This window comes from Hydrogenophaga defluvii (assembly GCF_042665235.1).
In the GTDB taxonomy this organism is placed as follows: Bacteria; Pseudomonadota; Gammaproteobacteria; order Burkholderiales; family Burkholderiaceae_C; genus Hydrogenophaga; species Hydrogenophaga defluvii_A.
Genome location: NZ_JBHTBZ010000089.1, coordinates 147,171 through 163,394, shown reverse-complemented (window position 1 = coordinate 163,394; position 16,224 = coordinate 147,171). Strand labels below are relative to the sequence as shown.

Genomic DNA, 16,224 nt, shown 5'->3' with positions numbered 1-16,224 from the left:
GGTGTTCCACCCCAACCCCTGCCTGCCCATGTTTGCTTCACTGAAACCCCTGCCCGCTGCCAGCCTGTTGGCGGCGACCCTGTGCGCCCTGCCCGGTGTCCACGCCCAAACCCTGGACGCCGCCGGCCTGCACAAGCTGGACACCGCCATCCAGGCGCTTGCACCCAAAATCGTGGCCTGGCGCCGCGACATCCATGAACACCCCGAGCTTTCGGGCCAGGAAGTGCGGACCGCCCAGTTGGTGGCCGAACACCTGCGCCGCCTGGGGATGGAGGTGCAAACCGGCGTCGGTGGCACCGGCGTGGTGGGCACGCTCAAGGGCGGCCTGCCTGGCAAGGTGGTGGCCCTGCGGGCTGACATGGATGCCCTGCCCATGCCCGAAAACACCGGCCTGCCGTTCGCCTCCAAAGCCAAGTCCACCTACCTGGGCAAGGAGGTGCCCGTCACCCATTCGTGTGGACACGACGCCCACGTGGCCATGCTCATGGGCGCGGCGGAGGCACTGGCCGGCATGAAAGCCACGTTGCCGGGCACGGTGAAGTTCATCTTCCAGCCGGCCGAAGAAGGCGCGCCGGTGGAGCCCGATGCCAACGGCAAGGTGCCCAGCTTTGGGGCCAAAGCCATGGTGGAAGCCGGCGTGCTGAAAGACGTTCAGGCCATCTACGGCCTGCACATCACGGCCAACCTGCCCAGTGGCATGGCGGGCTACCGCAGCGGCCCGCTGATGGCGGGGTCAGACAACATCCACATCCACGTGGAGGGCAAGGGCGGCCACGGCTCATCGCCCTGGTCGGCGGTGGACCCTATCGTGGCCGCCAGCCAGGTGGTGCTGGGCCTGCAGACGGTGGTGAGCCGCCAGCTCAACATCAGCAAGGAGCCCGCCGTCATCACCATCGGCCAGATCCAGGGGGGCACCCGCTACAACATCATTCCCGACAACGTCGAGATGATGGGCACGCTGCGCACCTTCGACGAAGACATGCGCCAGGATGCCCTCAAGCGCATCACCACCACCGCAGAGTCGATTGCGGCCGCCAGCGGCGCCAAGGCCAAGGTGCGGTTTGGCCCGGTGGCCTACCCCGTGACCACCAACCCGGCGGCCCTCACCGAAGCCTCGCTGCCCGCACTCAAGCTCGCCCTGGGGGGCAAAGCCATGGTGATCCCCAAGGTCAGCGGCTCCGAGGATTTCTCGGAGTTCCAGAAGGTGGTGCCCGGCTTCTTCTACTTCCTGGGCGCGCCGCCCAAGGGCAAGGACTTCACCAAGGCGCCGCCCAACCACTCACCGCAGTTCGACATCGACGAGGACCAGCTGCCGGTGGGCGCGCGCAGCCTGGCCGCGCTGGCGGTGGACTTCCTGCAGCGCACCAAGTGAGCCCGGCACACTGAGCATTCCGCCACGCCTCGCCCGCGTGTGCGTGGCCGAATGCTTCACAGGCGATTAGATGAAACCTAGAATGGGCAGCCAGGGAGGAGAGTGGGCTGCTTGCATGGGATACGGGGCGCAACGGGTTGCGTCTGCCGGGTGTTCTGTGTGCCATGCCCCAGAACAACAAGATGTTTGTCAAACTGACACCCGCAGGCGAAGCCGCCGTGTGGCAATGGGTCCAAGCGGTAAAAAAAGACGCCGAATCGCTGGCGCAATCGGCCTGGATCGCCCAGGCCCACAAACAGGTCAATCTGTGCGACACCAGCTTTGACGGCCTCTACCGGATTTGGCTTAGGGGCGCCGATTCGGTGAACGGCCACCTGCAAGCCCTGGTCTTGAAGCCCGACTGGTACGAGGTTCAAACCGCGCGACTCGCCATTGCCGCCCCGCCCGTGGACGCCTTCAGCTTCTGACCCCGCTGCGCCACCAGCGCCCTGAAACACAGGGCACTCGCCCACACATCAGTGGGCCTGATCCCAGTTGGCGCCCACCCCCACCTCGGCCAGCAGCGGCACGCGCAGCTGGGCCACACCGGCCATCAGGCGCGGCACCTCGGCCTTGAGCCAGTCGATGTCGGCCTCGGGCACTTCGAACACCAGTTCGTCGTGCACCTGCATGATCATCTTAATTGCCGGCTTCTCGGCGTCGAGCACCGCCTGCACCGCGTTCATGCTCAGCTTGATGAGGTCGGCCGCCGTGCCCTGCATGGGGGCGTTGATGGCGGCGCGTTCCAGGCCGGCGAGCTGGGCGCCCTTAGCGGTCTGGATACCAGCCAGTTGCAGGCGGCGGCCGAAGACGGTCTCCACGTAACCCTGCTGTTTCGCCGTCTCGCGCGTGGACTCCATATAGGTCTTCACGCCGGGGTAGCGCTCGAAATAACGCGTGATGTAGTTCTTGGCCGCCGTGTTGTCTATGCCCAGATTGCGCGCCAGGCCAAAAGCACTCATGCCATAGATGAGACCGAAGTTGATGACCTTGGCGTAGCGGCGCTGTTCGCTGCTGACCTGATCAACCGGTACACCAAACACCTCGGCGGCAGTGGCGCGGTGCACGTCCAGGCCGTCGTGGAAGGCCTTGAGCAGGGCCGCGTCGTTGCTGATGTGGGCCATGATGCGCAGCTCGATCTGGCTGTAGTCGGCGCTGGCGATCACATGGCCAGGCGCGGCGACAAAGGCCTCGCGCACGCGCCGGCCCTCGGGCGTGCGGATGGGGATGTTCTGCAAGTTTGGGTCGTTGCTGGACAGGCGCCCGGTCACGGCCACCGCTTGCGCGTAATGCGTGTGCACGCGGCCGGTGCGTGGCAGCGCGAGTTGGGCCAGCTTGTCGGTGTAGGTGCCCTTGAGCTTGGAGAGGCTGCGGTGCTCCAGCAGCTTGGCCGGCAGCGGGTAGTCCGCCGCGAGTTTTTCCAGCACCTCCTCGTCGGTGCTGCGCGCGCCGGTGGCGGTCTTTTTCACCACCGGCATGCCCAGCTTGTCGAAGAAGATCTCGCCCAGCTGCTTGGGGCTGGCCAGGTTGAAGGGCTGCCCGGCGATCTCGTAGGCCTCGGCCTCCAGCTGCAGGATGCGCTGGCCCAGCTCGTGGCTCTGCTTGGCGAGCGTGGGCGCATCGATCAGCACGCCGTTGCGCTCAACGCGGTAGAGGGTCTCGCTGCTGGCGATTTCGAGTTCGTAGATGAAGCGCAGCTTGTCGTCGGCCTCGATCTGTGGCCACAGCGCCAGGTGCACGTCCAGGGTCTGGTCAGAGTCCTCGCACGAGTATTCGGCCGCGCGCGCGATGTCCACCTGATCAAAACCGATCTGATTGGCGCCCTTGCCGCACAAGTCTTCGTAGCTGATGCCGCTGCGGCCCAGGTGGCGCTGCGCCAGGCTCTCCAGTCCATGGGGCATGTGGGCCTCGAGCACGTAGCTCTGCAGCATGGTGTCGTGTGCGTAGCCCCGCACCTCGATGCCGTGGTTGGCAAACACATGGCGGTCGTACTTGATGTGTTGGCCGAGCTTCTTGGCCTGTGGGTTTTCCAGCCAGGGCTTGAGCCGCGCCAGCACCTCGTCGCGCGGCAGTTGCTCGGGCGCGTCGGGGTAGCGGTGCGTGAGCGGAACATAGGCGGCCGAACCGGGCGCCACGCTGAAGGAGATGCCCACGATCTCGGCCACCATCTCGTCGAGCGAAGTCGTCTCGGTGTCCAGTGCCACCAGATCGGCGGCCTGCAGCTTGGCCAGCCAGGCGTCGAAGGCGTCCCAGGTCAGGACGGTGTCGTACGCCAGCTGGCTGGCTGGCTTGGCGGGCGCGGATGCCGCCTCGGCGGGTTCATCGAACAGGCCGGGGGTGGCGGACGATGCCCGGGGCGACGAAGCCGGGGCGGGGGCCGCGTCCCCCTCGCCCAATGCCTTGGCCAGCCCCTTGAAGCCGTACTTCAGGTAGAACTCGCGCAGCGGTCCGACATCGCCCGGGCGCCCGACCAGCGCATCCAGCGCCGGCAGACCGTCCACCCAACCACTCAGGTCGCAATCGGTCTTGATGGTCAGCAGCTGGCGACCGGTGGGCAGCCAATCCAGCGTGTTGCGCAGGTTTTCACCCACCACGCCCTTGATGTTCGCCGCGTTGTTCACCACGCCCTGCAGCGAGCCGTACTCCTTGAGCAGCTTCACGGCCGTCTTGGGCCCCACCTTGGGCACACCGGGCACGTTGTCCACCGCGTCACCCACCAGGGTCTGGTAGTCCAGCATCAGGTGCGCCGGCACACCAAACTCCGCCTCCACGCCGGCCAGGTCGCGCGTCTTGCCCGACATGGTGTCGATGATGGTGATGTGTTCGTTGACGAGCTGGGCCAGGTCCTTGTCACCGCTGGAGATGATCACCTCCACACCCTGGCGCGCCGCCGTCACGGCCAGCGTGCCGATCACGTCGTCGGCCTCCACACCGGGCACGTCCAGCACCGTCCAGCCCAGGTGCCGCACCACCTCGTGGATGGGCGCGATCTGGCTGCGCAGGTCGTCCGGCATCGGGTCGCGGTGGGCTTTGTATTCGGGGTAGATCGTGTCGCGGAAGGTGGGGCCCTTGGCGTCGAACACGCAGGCGATGTAGTTCGCCGGGTACTGCTTGCGCAAGGCCTGCACCATGTTGATCAGGATGCGGATGGCACCGGTCTTCTGCACCGTGCCGTCGGGCAGGGTGGTGGACATGGTTTCACCACCGGCAAAAAAGGCGCGGTAGAGGTAGCTGGAGCCGTCGATCAGGACCAGGGTGGGCTTGTTCTCGTTCATCGCACCATTGTCGCGGCAATCGCCGGGCGGCCCCGCGACCTACAATCCGGCATGCGCCGAATTTCCTGCCTCGCCCCCACCCTCCTGCTGCTCAGCCTGGGCAGCGCCGCCTTCGCCCAAACCGCCACGCCGCCCAAGGTGGTGGAGCAGCGCACCGAGCGCATCCAGCACAAGGATGCGGGCAGCCAGATCGACGAATTGCGCGTGGGCGGCGAAACCCGCCGCATCGACGTCACCACCCAGACCGACGTGCCCGCCTACCAGGTGACACCGCCCAGCGCCAACGAGGCGCCCGCCTCGGGCGGCCAGCGCACCGGCAGCGGTGGCAAGACCAGCTGGCGAATGTTCAACTTCTGATCGCGCCCGCGCGATTCAACCGACCACGAGCCCCGCGCCATGGCCGTCTTCACCGAAGTCACCTCCCTTGATGCCGCCGCCCTGCTCACGACCCTGGAATTGGGTGAGCTGGTGGAACTCAAAGGCATCAGCGGCGGCATCGAGAACACCAACTACTTCCTCACGTCCGCGCAGGGCGGCACGCAGCGTCGGCACGTGCTCACCTTGTTCGAGCGCCTGAGCTTCGAGCAACTGCCCTTTTACCTGCACCTGATGCAGCACCTGGCGGCACACGGCATCCCGGTGCCCAACCCGGTGGCCACACCCCAGGGCGAGATCCTGCTCAAGGTGAAGGGCAAACCCGCCGCGCTGGTCAACCGCCTGAGCGGCCACAGCGAGTTGGCCCCCACCACCGACCACTGCGCCCAAGTGGGTGCCATGTTGGCGCGCATGCACCTGGCTGGGCGCGACTACCCGCGCCACCAGCCCAACCTGCGCGGCCTGCCCTGGTGGAACGAAACCGTGCCCGTGGTGCTGCCTTACATGGACGCCGAACAGGCCCAGTTGCTGCGCAGCGAACTGGCCTACCAAAACCACGTGGCCGCCAGCGCCGCCTACGCCGCCCTGCCGCGGGGCCCGGTGCACGCCGACCTGTTCCGCGACAACGTGATGTTCGACAACGGCCATCTCAGCGGCTTTTTCGATTTCTACTTCGCGGGCGTTGACACCTGGCTGTTTGACTTGGCGGTCTGCCTCAACGACTGGTGCATCGACCTACCCACCGGCGCCCACGATGGCGAACGTGCCCAGGCTTTTGTGGCCGCGTACCAGAGCGTGCGTCCGCTGGAAGCGGCCGAGCGACAACTGCTGCCCGCCATGTTGCGCGCGGGTGCCCTGCGCTTCTGGGTGTCGCGTCTGTGGGACTTCCACCTGCCGCGCGAAGCCAGCATGCTCAAGCCACACGATCCCACCCACTTTGAGCGTGTGCTGCGCGAGCGGGTCGAACGGCCGGTGCCCGTTGTTGCCCTGGAGCCCGTCGCTGCATGAAACTGCATCCTGTGAGCGCCCGCACCGGCCTGCTGTGGGTGCGCGAAGGCATCAAGACGTTCTGGCGCCAACCGCTGGCCTTGTCGGGCCTGTTTTTTCTCTTCATGGCGGTGGTGTCGGTGATTTCGGTGCTGCCACTCATTGGCACCGCCCTCGCCCTGGCCCTGCTGCCGGCCGCCACCCTGGGCCTGATGGCCGCTGCGCGTGAAGCCTCGGCGGGCAAATTTCCCATGCCCACGGTGCTGGCCAGCGCCTTCCGGGCCGGCAAGGAGCGCCTGACCGCCATGTTGCAGCTGGGCGCTTATTACGCAGCCGGTTTTTTGCTGGTGATGGGCATCTCGGCTTTGTTCGACGGAGGCCAGTTTGCCCAGATGTACCTGGGTGGCGGCAATGTCACCGCCGAAACCATCCAGAGCGACGACTTCCAGACCGCGATGCTGGTGGGCATGACGCTGTACCTGCCGCTGGCATTGTTGTTCTGGCACGCGCCCGCGCTGGTGCATTGGCACGGCGTGTCGCCCATCAAAAGCCTGTTCTTCAGCTTCATGGCCTGCTGGCAAAACAAGTGGGCCATGCTGGTCTACCTGCTGGGCTGGTTGGGCGTGTTTGTGCTCGGTGGCGTGGTGGTGAGCCTGATCGCCGGGCTGATGGGCGGTGCGGTCATGCAGGTCGTGCTGTACCCGGCGGCGCTGTTGATGGCGGCCATGTTCTTCACCTCGTTCTACTTCACCTTTCGCGACAGCTTCGCAGAGTAACCCCCCGCGCCGCGCCTAAGGGCGCGTCACCCCCCAAGGGGGGCGACACCAGCCGTCCGGCAGAGCCGGCCCGGCGGTGTCCTGGGTTGGGGCACGCGCTCCGACTGTTTCCCTAGTGGTTCACTCGACGGGGGTGAGCTTGGCCACGCTCAGCGCCAGCCACTTGGTGCCGTGGCGCGGGAAGTTGATCTGGGCACGCGCATCGGCGCCGCTGCCTTCCACGGTCAGCACCTTGCCTTCGCCAAACTTGTTGTGGAAGACCTTCATGCCGGCGCGCACCGCGTTGCCGTCGTCCTTGCGGGGTGGCACGGGGGCGGCCGCCGCTTCGGCCCAAGGTGCCACCGTGCCCGCTCCGCCATAGGCACCACGCGGTGAGGCCTGGTCGTTCCAGCCCCAGCGCGCACCCTTGAGTGATCCGGCCATGCTGCCGGTGGCAGGTGGGCGTGGCGCGATCCACTTGAGGTTCTCCTCCGGCAGTTCGTCGAAAAAGCGGCTCTTGAGGTGGTAGCGCGTCTGCCCATGCAGCATGCGCGTTTGTGAATGGCTCAGGTACAAGCGCTTGCGCGCCCGGGTGATGGCCACGTACATCAGGCGACGTTCTTCCTCCAGCCCGGCGCGGTCGGACAGCGAGTTCTCGTGCGGGAACAAGCCCTCCTCCATGCCGGTGATGAACACCGCGTCGAACTCCAGGCCCTTGGCGGCGTGCACCGTCATGAGCTGCACCGCGTCCTGGCCGGCCTGGGCCTGGTTGTCGCCCGATTCGAGCGCGGCGTGCGTGAGGAAGGCCGCCAGCGGGCTCAGGGTTTCGCCATCGGGGGTGATGCCATCGATCTGCAAACCCGTGAGTTCGGGCAGCGAGGGATCGAGTCCCTGGCTGGCCGGGCTTTGTGTGAGCACCGCACCGGTTTCGTCCACCGGCAAGGCCACGGCATCGCGGCCAAAACCTTCCTGGGTCACAAAACTTTCAGCGGCGTTGACCAGTTCTTCCAGGTTCTCCACCCGGTCGGCGCCGTCGCGGTCGGCGCGGTAGTGTTCGATCAGGCCGCTGTGGTCCAGCACCAGCTCCACGATCTCGCGCAAGGTCTTGCCTTCGGTGGCTTCGCGCAACACCGCCATCTTGGCAATGAAACCGTTGAACTTGGTGCGTGCCGCGCCTTCCAGGCTGTCCACACCCGCGTGCAGCGACACGCCCGCCGCCCGCGCCGCGTCCTGCAGCATCTCAACGCTGCGCCCACCAATGCCTCGCGGCGGGAAATTGACCACGCGCATGAAGCTGGTGTCATCAAACGGGTTCTCCAACAGGCGCAGGTAGGCCAGCGCGTGTTTGATTTCGGCGCGCTCAAAGAAACGCAATCCGCCGTAGACGCGGTAAGGCACGCCCGCGTTGAACAGCGCAGTTTCAATCACCCGGCTCTGCGCATTGCTGCGGTAAAGCACAGCGATTTCGGTGCGCTCATAGCCGTCGTTGCGGATGAGCTGGCGCATCTCTTCCACCAGCCACTGCGCCTCTTCGAAATCGGTGGCGGTTTCCATCACACGCACCGGCTCGCCCGGCCCTTGCGAAGTGCGCAGGTTCTTGCCCAGGCGCTCGCTGTTGTGGCTGATCAGGGCGTTGGCCGAGTCGAGGATGTTGCTGTGGCTGCGGTAGTTTTCCTCCAGCTTGATCTGGTGCTGGACGTCGAACTCGCGAACGTAGTCGCGCATGTTGCCCACGCGCGCGCCGCGAAAGGCGTAGATGCTCTGGTCGTCGTCGCCCACCGCCAGCACGGCGTTGCCACCGCTCACAAACCGGCCGTTCTCCTCGTGCCCGGCCAGTTGTTTGAGCCACGCGTACTGCAGGCGGTTGGTGTCCTGGAACTCGTCCACCAGGATGTGGCGGAAGCGCCGTTGGTAGTGCTCGCGCAGCGGGTCGTTGTCGCGCAGCAGCTCGTAGCTGCGCAGCATCAGCTCGCCAAAATCCACCACCCCTTCGCGCTGGCACTGTTCTTCGTACAGCTGGTACAGCTCCACCTTCTTGCGCGTTTCCTCATCGCGCACCACCACGTCGCGCGGGCGCTGGCCGTCTTCCTTGCAACCGGCGATGAACCACTGCAGCTGTTTGGGCGGAAAGCGGTCCTCGTCCACACCGAATTGCTTGCACAGACGCTTGACCGCGCTGAGCTGGTCCTGCGTGTCCAGAATCTGAAAGCTTTGTGGCAGGTTGGCGGCTTTCCAGTGCGCGCGCAGCAGGCGGTTGCACAGGCCGTGGAAGGTGCCGATCCACATGCCCCTCACGTTCACCGGCAGCATGGCGCTCAGCCGGGTCATCATTTCCTTGGCGGCCTTGTTGGTGAAGGTCACCGCCAGCAGGCCGCCCGGCGACACCTGCCCGGTTTGCAGCAGCCAGGCGATGCGCGTGGTGAGCACGCGGGTTTTGCCCGAACCGGCCCCGGCCAGGATGAGGGCGTGCTCGGCGGGCAGCGTCACCGCCTGGAGCTGCTCGGGGTTGAGGTGGTGGAGCAGGGGCGATGAAGTGGACAATTGAGCGGGCGATGGCGCGGCGGCGTCTTGGAACAGGGTCATGCCCCGATTTTAGGAAGCCCAGCGACATGCTTTGTTTTATATGATGCTCATCCGATTTGCCGTATGGCCCTGTTTCACCGGGCCCGAGTAGAATCAATCACCGGGCCCAAGTTTTTTGGCGCCCGGTTTTTTTTGCCCGGCCTTCCGGCCAGCGGCACAAAAGCACCGGCAGCCAAGCCAAGCGCCCTCTTCTTCACACCTCTGGAGCTTGAGCGCTATGGAAATTTTTGACTACGACAACATCCTGCTGCTGCCGCGCAAATGCCGCGTGGAAAGCCGCTCGGAGTGCGACACCAGCGTGGAGCTGGGAGGCCGCCGCTTCAAACTGCCGGTGGTGCCGGCCAACATGAAAACCGTGGTGGACGAAAGCATCTGCCTCTGGATGGCCCAGAACGGTTACTTCTACGTGATGCACCGCTTTGACCTGGACAACGTGCAGTTTGTGCGCGACATGCGCGCGGCCGGCGTGTTCGCCTCCATCTCGCTGGGCGTGAAGGCCCCCGACCGCGCCACCGTGGACACGTTGGCCAGCGAGGGCCTGGTGCCCGAGTACATCACCATCGACATCGCCCACGGCCACGCCGACAGCGTGCGCGACATGATTGGCTACATCAAGGGCAAGCTGCCGAGCAGCTTCGTGATCGCGGGCAACGTGGCCACACCCGAGGCCGTGATCGACCTCGAAAACTGGGGCGCCGACGCCACCAAGGTGGGCGTGGGCCCGGGCAAAGTCTGCATCACCAAACTGAAAACGGGTTTTGGCACCGGCGGCTGGCAGCTCAGCGCGCTCAAGTGGTGCGCGCGGGTGGCCACCAAGCCCATCATTGCCGACGGCGGCATCCGCAGCCATGGCGACATCGCCAAAAGCGTGCGCTTTGGTGCCACCATGGTGATGATCGGCTCGCTGTTCGCCGGCCACGAAGAGTCGCCGGGCAAGACGGTGGAGGTCGATGGCGAGCTGTTCAAGGAGTACTACGGTTCGGCCAGCGACTTCAACAAGGGCGAGTACAAACACGTCGAAGGCAAACGCATCCTGGAGCCCATCAAGGGCAAGCTGGCGGAAACGCTGGTGGAAATGGAGCAGGACGTGCAGAGCTCCATCAGCTATGCCGGCGGCACCAAGCTGATGGACGTGCGCAAGGTGAACTACGTGATCCTGGGCGGCGACAACGCCGGCGAACACCTCTTCATGTGACCGCTGTTGGGCCGCTGCGCAGCGGCCCAGCCTCGCGCTCAATGGTGGCGGCCATGGGTTTGCACAAGCCTGCGGCAAACAGTGCCTCCCCGACCACAAAGGCCGGCCCCACCAGCAGGCCCACCAGGTCGTCGGCAAACGCGGGCTTGCGGCCTTCCCAGTGGTGGCCCACAAACTGGAACACCCAGCCCAGCACAAACGCGCCCACACCCCAGGCCAGCCAGGTGGCGGTGGGCGCGCTCATCAGCAGGTGGGCCGCCCAGATCAGCCACAGGTTGACCACACTGGTGGCCAGGCCCACCAGGCCCAACCCACGCGTCAGGTACCAGGCGGTGCTCAGCAACCACAGCACCATGCCGGGTGTGGCATACAGGCCACTGCCCAGCTCCCACAGCGGCCGGTTGAGCAGCACGCCGATGGCGAACACGATCATGGGGATGCCCACGAAGTGGGTGGCGATGTTGCGGCGGTCGCGGTGGTAGTGGGCGTACTGCACCATCAAGGCGGTGCCGTCGCGGAACAGAGAGGCCATGGTTCGTCCCTTCGATTGAGCAGTTTCAGGGTCTGTCGGCGCAGGCAAAGCCCCCCAGTCCAGCCCAGGCGCGAGCAGGGGCAGGAACGGTTGTGATGTGTTGCATGGTGTGCTTTGCGTTCCGTTTCACATTGTCAATAGAATGACCCAGTGACTCACATTTCTACCACCGACATCCACGCTGCCCCACCTGGCAAACCCCAGCACATCGCCGTTCTGGGCATTGGCCTGATGGGTTTTCCGATGGCGCGCCGCCTGTGCGAGGCCGGCCACACCGTGACCGCCTGGAACCGCTCGCGCGATAAGGCAGAGCGCCTGTTGCCTTTTGGCGCCCAGGTGGCCAACAGCCCGGCCGAGGCCGTGCGCGGGGCCGACGTGGTGATCACCTTGTTGACCGATGGCCCTGCCGTGGGTGCGGTGTTGTTGGCATCCGACACGCTGGCGGCCTACCGACCGGGCGCACTGGTGGTCGACATGTCCTCCATCAAACCCGACGAAGCGCGCGCACACGCACACCAGTTGGCCACGGTCGGGGTGCGGCACATTGACGCACCGGTATCGGGTGGAACGGTGGGGGCCGAGCAAGGCACGCTGGCCATCATGGCCGGCGGCGATGCCGAGGACGTGGCCGCCGCCCAGCCGGTGCTGAGCGCGCTGGGCCGTTGCACCCCGGTGGGACCACATGGCTCAGGGCAGTTGGCCAAACTGGCCAACCAGATGATCGTGGGCATCACGATTGGCGCGGTGGCAGAGGCCTTGCTGCTGGCGGCCAAGGGCGGCGCCGACATGGCCCAGGTGCGCCAGGCGCTGATGGGCGGTTTTGCCGACAGCCGCATCATGCAGTTGCACGGCCAGCGCATGGTGGAGCGCGACTTTGCCAAACGCGCGGCCATGACGGTGCAGCTCAAGGACATGCGCAACGCCATGGCCACGGCGCAGGCCATGGGGTTTGAAGCCCCCATCACAGCCTTGTTCGAATCGCTCTACGCCCAGGCCGTGCAGGACGGCTTGAGCGACCTCGACCACGCCGGCCTGTTTGTGGCGCTGGCGCAGCGCAACGGGATGACATGAGCCGCGACACCACACGCTGGTGGGCGCACCGACACCTGCCACTGCTGGTCTTTTTGGTGGGGGTGCTGCTGTCCTCGGTCCTCGTGTGGCGCGTGGAGCAACAACGGGTCGAAGCCGAACGCACGGTGCTGCTGAGCTTGGCGACCGACCAGGCCAAAGCCATTGAAAGCCGCATCGACCGGCTGCTGTCGTCCACCTACCTGGTGGCCGCCGCACTGCGCAAGGACAAGGGCGAGGTGATCGACTTTGACACCCTGGCACAAGAAATTCTGCCCTTCTACCCAGGCATCACGGCCTTGTCGGTCTCGCCCGGTGGTGTGGTGCGCCATGTGGTGCCGCTGGAACCCAACCGGGGCTTGCTGGGTTTCAACCAGTTTGAAGACCCACGGCAAAACGTGGAAGCACTGCGTGCCCGCGATACCGGCCAGCTCACCTTGGCCGGGCCACTGAATCTGGTGCAAGGTGGTCTGGGGGTGGTGGGCAGGTTGCCGGTGTTCGTCAACAACGACCAGGGTGTGCGCACCTTTTGGGGATTGGTGAATGTGACCATCCGCTTTCCTGGCGCGCTCGATGCCACCGGCCTGCACTCCTTGCGCGAATTGGGCTACCACCATGAGCTGTGGCGCACCCACCCGGACAGCGGTCAGCGCCAAGTCATCGTGGCGTCGGCACCGGGGCCGCTGAACGACCCGGTGAACAAACAGCTGCGCGTGCCCAATGCGCAGTGGACGCTGAGCGTGGCCCCCATACACGGATGGCACAGCCTGCCGCGCCTGGCCACGGGCGCGCTGGCTGGCCTGCTGCTGAGCGCCTTGCTGGCCTATGTGGCGCGCCTGTGGATTGCGCTGGCGCACCACCGTGCGCGGCTGGAGCGCACCGTGGCGGAGCGCACCGCAGACATCGCCACCACCCAGACGCAGCTGGCGGCCACGTTGGACGCCTTGCCCGACCTGCTGTTCGAGGTGGACGATGAGCTGCGTGTGTACCTGGTGCACACCCAGCACCCCGAACTGTTGATGATGCCGGCGAACGAAGTGGTGGGCCGCCAAATGAGCAGTTTGTTGCCACCCGATGTGCTGAAGGTGGTGCGTGCGGCCATGAGCGAAGCCCAAGAGCGGGGCCGCTCCACCGGCAAACAGTACCGGCTGGCCGTGCCCCAGGCGCGTGAAGGCGCATGGTTCGAGCTGTCCGTGGCGGTCAAGCCCACCCGGCCCGGCGAGCCCACCCGATACATCCTGCTCGCGCGCGACATTTCCGAGCGCAAACGTGCGGAGCTCGCGCAGAGCAGTTTGCAGGAACGCCTGATGCTGGCCTTCGAGGCCTCGAACGACGCGCCCTGGGACTGGAACCCGCAGACCAACGAGCTGTACATGTCGGCGCAGTGGTGGCGCATGGTGGGCGAAGCCGATCTCGGCACCATCCGCAACGACGACCATTTCCGCCAGAACTACATCCATCCGGACGACGCACAAATCGGCGTCAAGGTGTTCCGCGACGCGGTCGCCGCGCAGCAAACCCACTACAGCTTTGAATTTCGCCTCCTGCACCGGGACGGCCACAGCATCCCGGTGCTGGTGCGTGCCCGGATCAACTACGACGCCGAGGGCCGACCGGTGCGCGTCTCGGGTACCCACCAAGACCTGACCCACATCCGCAAGGCGCAGCGCCGTGAGACGGTGCGCAGTTTTCTGCTCAACCTGCTGGCCCAGGACCTCAGCCTGCCGGAGCTGCTGGAGCAGACGGTGGCGCAGCTGGAAACCTCGATGCCCGGCAGCCTGTGCACCATCCTGCTGTTGGACGACGAACACAAGCACATCCAGCAGGGCTTTGGCCACAGCATGCCGGCCAGTTTTCTGCATGCCTTCAACGGTGTGGCCATCGGCCCCGACGTGGGTTCGTGTGGTGCGTCGGCCCACAGTGGCCAGCCGGTGTACATCGCCGACATCGCCACCCACCCGAACTGGGCGCCGTTCAGAGAGATCGCCCAAGCGGCGAGGCTCGCGGCCTGCTGGTCGCAACCCGTGTTGTTGCGCGACGGCCAAGTGGCGGGCACGTTTGCCGTCTACCACCGCACGGTGACGGAGCCCCATGCGGACGACGCCCAGTTGCTCGAAATGGCGGCCCGTTTTGTGGCGCTGGCCATCGAGCGCAAACAGGCCGAATCGGAACTGCAGCTCTCCGCCGCCGTGTTCGAAAACAGCAGCGAAGGCTTTCTGGTGACCGATGCCCAGCAGCGCATCGTCAAGGTCAACCCCGCCTTCACCCGCATCACCGGGTATGGCGTGCAGGACATACTGGGCAAGACGCCCCGCCACCTGGCCTCGGGGCACCAGAACCGCGAGTTCTACGCCAACATGTGGCACGAGCTCCACACCACCGGCCAGTGGCAGGGCGAGGTCTGGAACCGGCGCAAGGACGGGCAGGTCTACCCCGAGTGGTTGTCCATCACCCGCGTGATGGACCACGAAGGCCAACCGCGCCACTACATCGCCATCTTCAGCGACACCAGCCAGCGCAAAGCGCACGAAGCACAAATCCGCGCGCTGGCCCACTTTGACCCCTTGACCGGCCTGGCCAACCGGACGCTGCTCAAGGACCGGGTGGACCACGACCTCAGCCAGGCCAAACGGCAGCACCAGCCGCTGACGTTGATGTTCCTGGACCTGGACCACTTCAAGAACATCAACGACTCGCTGGGCCACCACATCGGCGATTTGTTGCTGGTGGAGGTGGGCCGGCGCATCAGCGCCGTGGTGCGCGAACAGGACACCGTGGCGCGCCTGGGTGGCGACGAATTTGTGGCCGTGCTGCCCGGCACCAATGCCCAGGAAGCCACCCACGTCGCGCGCCGCCTGCTGGATCGGATTTCGCAGCCCTACCAGCTGGAGCAACATGAGTTGACCATCACACCGTCCATCGGCATGGCGCTGTACCCGGAAGACGGCGCCGACTACCAGACGCTGTACCGCTGCGCCGACACGGCCATGTACCGGGCCAAGCAAGAAGGGCGCAACGGCTTCAGTTTCTTCACCGCCGAAATGCAGGCCAGCTCCATCCGCACACTGCAACTGGACAACGCGCTGCGCCGCGCGCTGGAACGCGACCAGCTCAGCCTGCACTACCAGCCGCAGGTGTCGCTCGACACGGGCGACATCGTCGGTGTGGAGGCCCTGCTGCGCTGGAACCACCCCGATTGGGGCCCGGTGACGCCGGGCGAGTTTGTGCCCGTGGCCGAAAGCAGCGGCCAGATCATCCAGATTGGTGAATGGGTGCTGCGCACCGCATGCCAACAACTCAAGGCCTGGCGCGATGCCGGTCTGCCCGACATGGTGCTGGCGGTCAACCTGTCGGCCGTGCAGTTCCGCCTGCCGCACTTGCCGGAAATGGTGATGGCGTTGTTGGAGGAGGCTCAGCTTCCCCCCGAGTGCCTGGAACTGGAGCTGACCGAAAGTGTGGCCATGCACGACCCCCAAGGCGCCATTGCCACCATGAACCGGCTGCACGACCGGGGCATCCTGATGTCGGTGGACGACTTTGGCACCGGGTATTCCAGCTTGAGCTACCTCAAGCGTTTTCGCGTCTACAAGCTCAAGATCGACATGTCCTTTGTGCGCGACATGTGCGCCGACCCCGAGGATGCGTCCATCGTCAGCGCCATCATCAACCTCGCCCAAAGCCTGGGGCTCAAGACCATCGCCGAGGGCGTGGAAACCGAAGCCCAGATGGCCATGCTGCGCGAACAGGGCTGCAACGAAATCCAGGGCTACCACGTGGGCCGCCCCATGGCGGCGGCGCGGTTCGAGGCCTGGGTGCGCGAACACATGGCCCAACAAGCCCAACAGACACAGGCGTAAAAAAAGCCGCTCAAGAGCGGCTTTTTCACAGGGCAAAAGTCAGCAGACTTCAGCGCGGCGTGCGACGGGCCTGAGGACGGCCCCCAAAGCCGCCATTGCCGGCCGGTGCACCGCTGCGCTCAGCGCCTCGGTGGGCACCGGGCGCGTGGTGGCGCGGTGCACCGGCACGGGGTGCGCGGTCGTCGA

11 protein-coding genes are annotated in these 16,224 nt (G+C 65.7%); 8 read left to right on the top strand and 3 right to left on the bottom strand.

The features are described from left to right. Positions 1–28 precede the first annotated feature (28 nt). Positions 29–1,372, top strand: a complete 1,344-nt coding sequence (locus ACFQU0_RS21725; RefSeq protein ID WP_382204339.1) for an amidohydrolase — start codon at positions 29–31, stop codon at positions 1,370–1,372. 182 nt (positions 1,373–1,554) lie between these two features. Beyond that, positions 1,555–1,839: a hypothetical protein gene (locus ACFQU0_RS21720; RefSeq protein ID WP_382204338.1), complete on the top strand. Its 285-nt coding sequence runs from the start codon at positions 1,555–1,557 to the stop codon at positions 1,837–1,839. Positions 1,840–1,887: 48 nt separating this feature from the next. Here the strand turns inward: ACFQU0_RS21720 and polA are convergent, their stop codons facing one another. Beyond that, positions 1,888–4,686 carry a DNA polymerase I gene (polA, locus tag ACFQU0_RS21715; protein WP_382204336.1) on the bottom strand — a complete coding sequence of 933 codons (2,799 nt, stop codon included), beginning with the start codon at positions 4,684–4,686 and terminating at the stop codon, positions 1,888–1,890. A gap of 51 nt (positions 4,687–4,737) precedes the next feature. Here polA and ACFQU0_RS21710 point away from each other — a divergent pair, with 51 nt between their 5' ends. The 3 genes from ACFQU0_RS21710 to ACFQU0_RS21700 are packed head-to-tail and all read left to right on the top strand — an operon-like array spanning position 4,738 to position 6,824. Then, positions 4,738–5,043 (top strand): hypothetical protein, encoded by a 306-nt coding sequence (locus ACFQU0_RS21710; protein ID WP_382204334.1) that lies wholly within the window; start codon positions 4,738–4,740, stop codon positions 5,041–5,043. 39 nt (positions 5,044–5,082) lie between these two features. Beyond that, positions 5,083–6,069: a homoserine kinase gene (locus ACFQU0_RS21705; RefSeq protein ID WP_382204332.1), complete on the top strand. Its 987-nt coding sequence runs from the start codon at positions 5,083–5,085 to the stop codon at positions 6,067–6,069. Beyond that, complete coding sequence (locus ACFQU0_RS21700) at positions 6,066–6,824, top strand: BPSS1780 family membrane protein (RefSeq protein ID WP_382204330.1); 759 nt, start codon at positions 6,066–6,068, stop codon at positions 6,822–6,824. The genes ACFQU0_RS21705 and ACFQU0_RS21700 overlap by 4 nt, the downstream gene beginning before the upstream one ends. Positions 6,825–6,944: 120 nt before the next feature. Here ACFQU0_RS21700 and ACFQU0_RS21695 read toward each other — a convergent pair whose 3' ends face one another. Then, positions 6,945–9,386, bottom strand: a complete 2,442-nt coding sequence (locus tag ACFQU0_RS21695; RefSeq protein WP_382204328.1) for a UvrD-helicase domain-containing protein — start codon at positions 9,384–9,386, stop codon at positions 6,945–6,947. Positions 9,387–9,603: 217 nt separating this feature from the next. Between ACFQU0_RS21695 and ACFQU0_RS21690 the strand changes: the two genes are divergently transcribed. Next, the gene (locus ACFQU0_RS21690) at positions 9,604–10,581 is read left to right on the top strand and encodes a GMP reductase (protein WP_382204327.1); all 978 of its coding nucleotides are present in this window, start codon (positions 9,604–9,606) and stop codon (positions 10,579–10,581) included. Here the strand turns inward: ACFQU0_RS21690 and ACFQU0_RS21685 are convergent. Next, the gene (locus ACFQU0_RS21685) at positions 10,574–11,113 is read right to left on the bottom strand and encodes an Mpo1 family 2-hydroxy fatty acid dioxygenase (protein ID WP_382204325.1); all 540 of its coding nucleotides are present in this window, start codon (positions 11,111–11,113) and stop codon (positions 10,574–10,576) included. The two genes, ACFQU0_RS21690 and ACFQU0_RS21685, sit on opposite strands and share 8 nt — an antisense overlap. Before the next feature lie 150 nt (positions 11,114–11,263). Between ACFQU0_RS21685 and ACFQU0_RS21680 the strand changes: the two genes are divergently transcribed. Both ACFQU0_RS21680 and ACFQU0_RS21675 read left to right on the top strand, forming a co-directional pair. Then, positions 11,264–12,184 (top strand): NAD(P)-dependent oxidoreductase, encoded by a 921-nt coding sequence (locus ACFQU0_RS21680; protein WP_382204323.1) that lies wholly within the window; start codon positions 11,264–11,266, stop codon positions 12,182–12,184. After that, positions 12,181–16,038: a bifunctional diguanylate cyclase/phosphodiesterase gene (locus tag ACFQU0_RS21675; RefSeq protein ID WP_382204321.1), complete on the top strand. Its 3,858-nt coding sequence runs from the start codon at positions 12,181–12,183 to the stop codon at positions 16,036–16,038. The genes ACFQU0_RS21680 and ACFQU0_RS21675 overlap by 4 nt, the downstream gene beginning before the upstream one ends. Positions 16,039–16,224 lie beyond the last annotated feature (186 nt).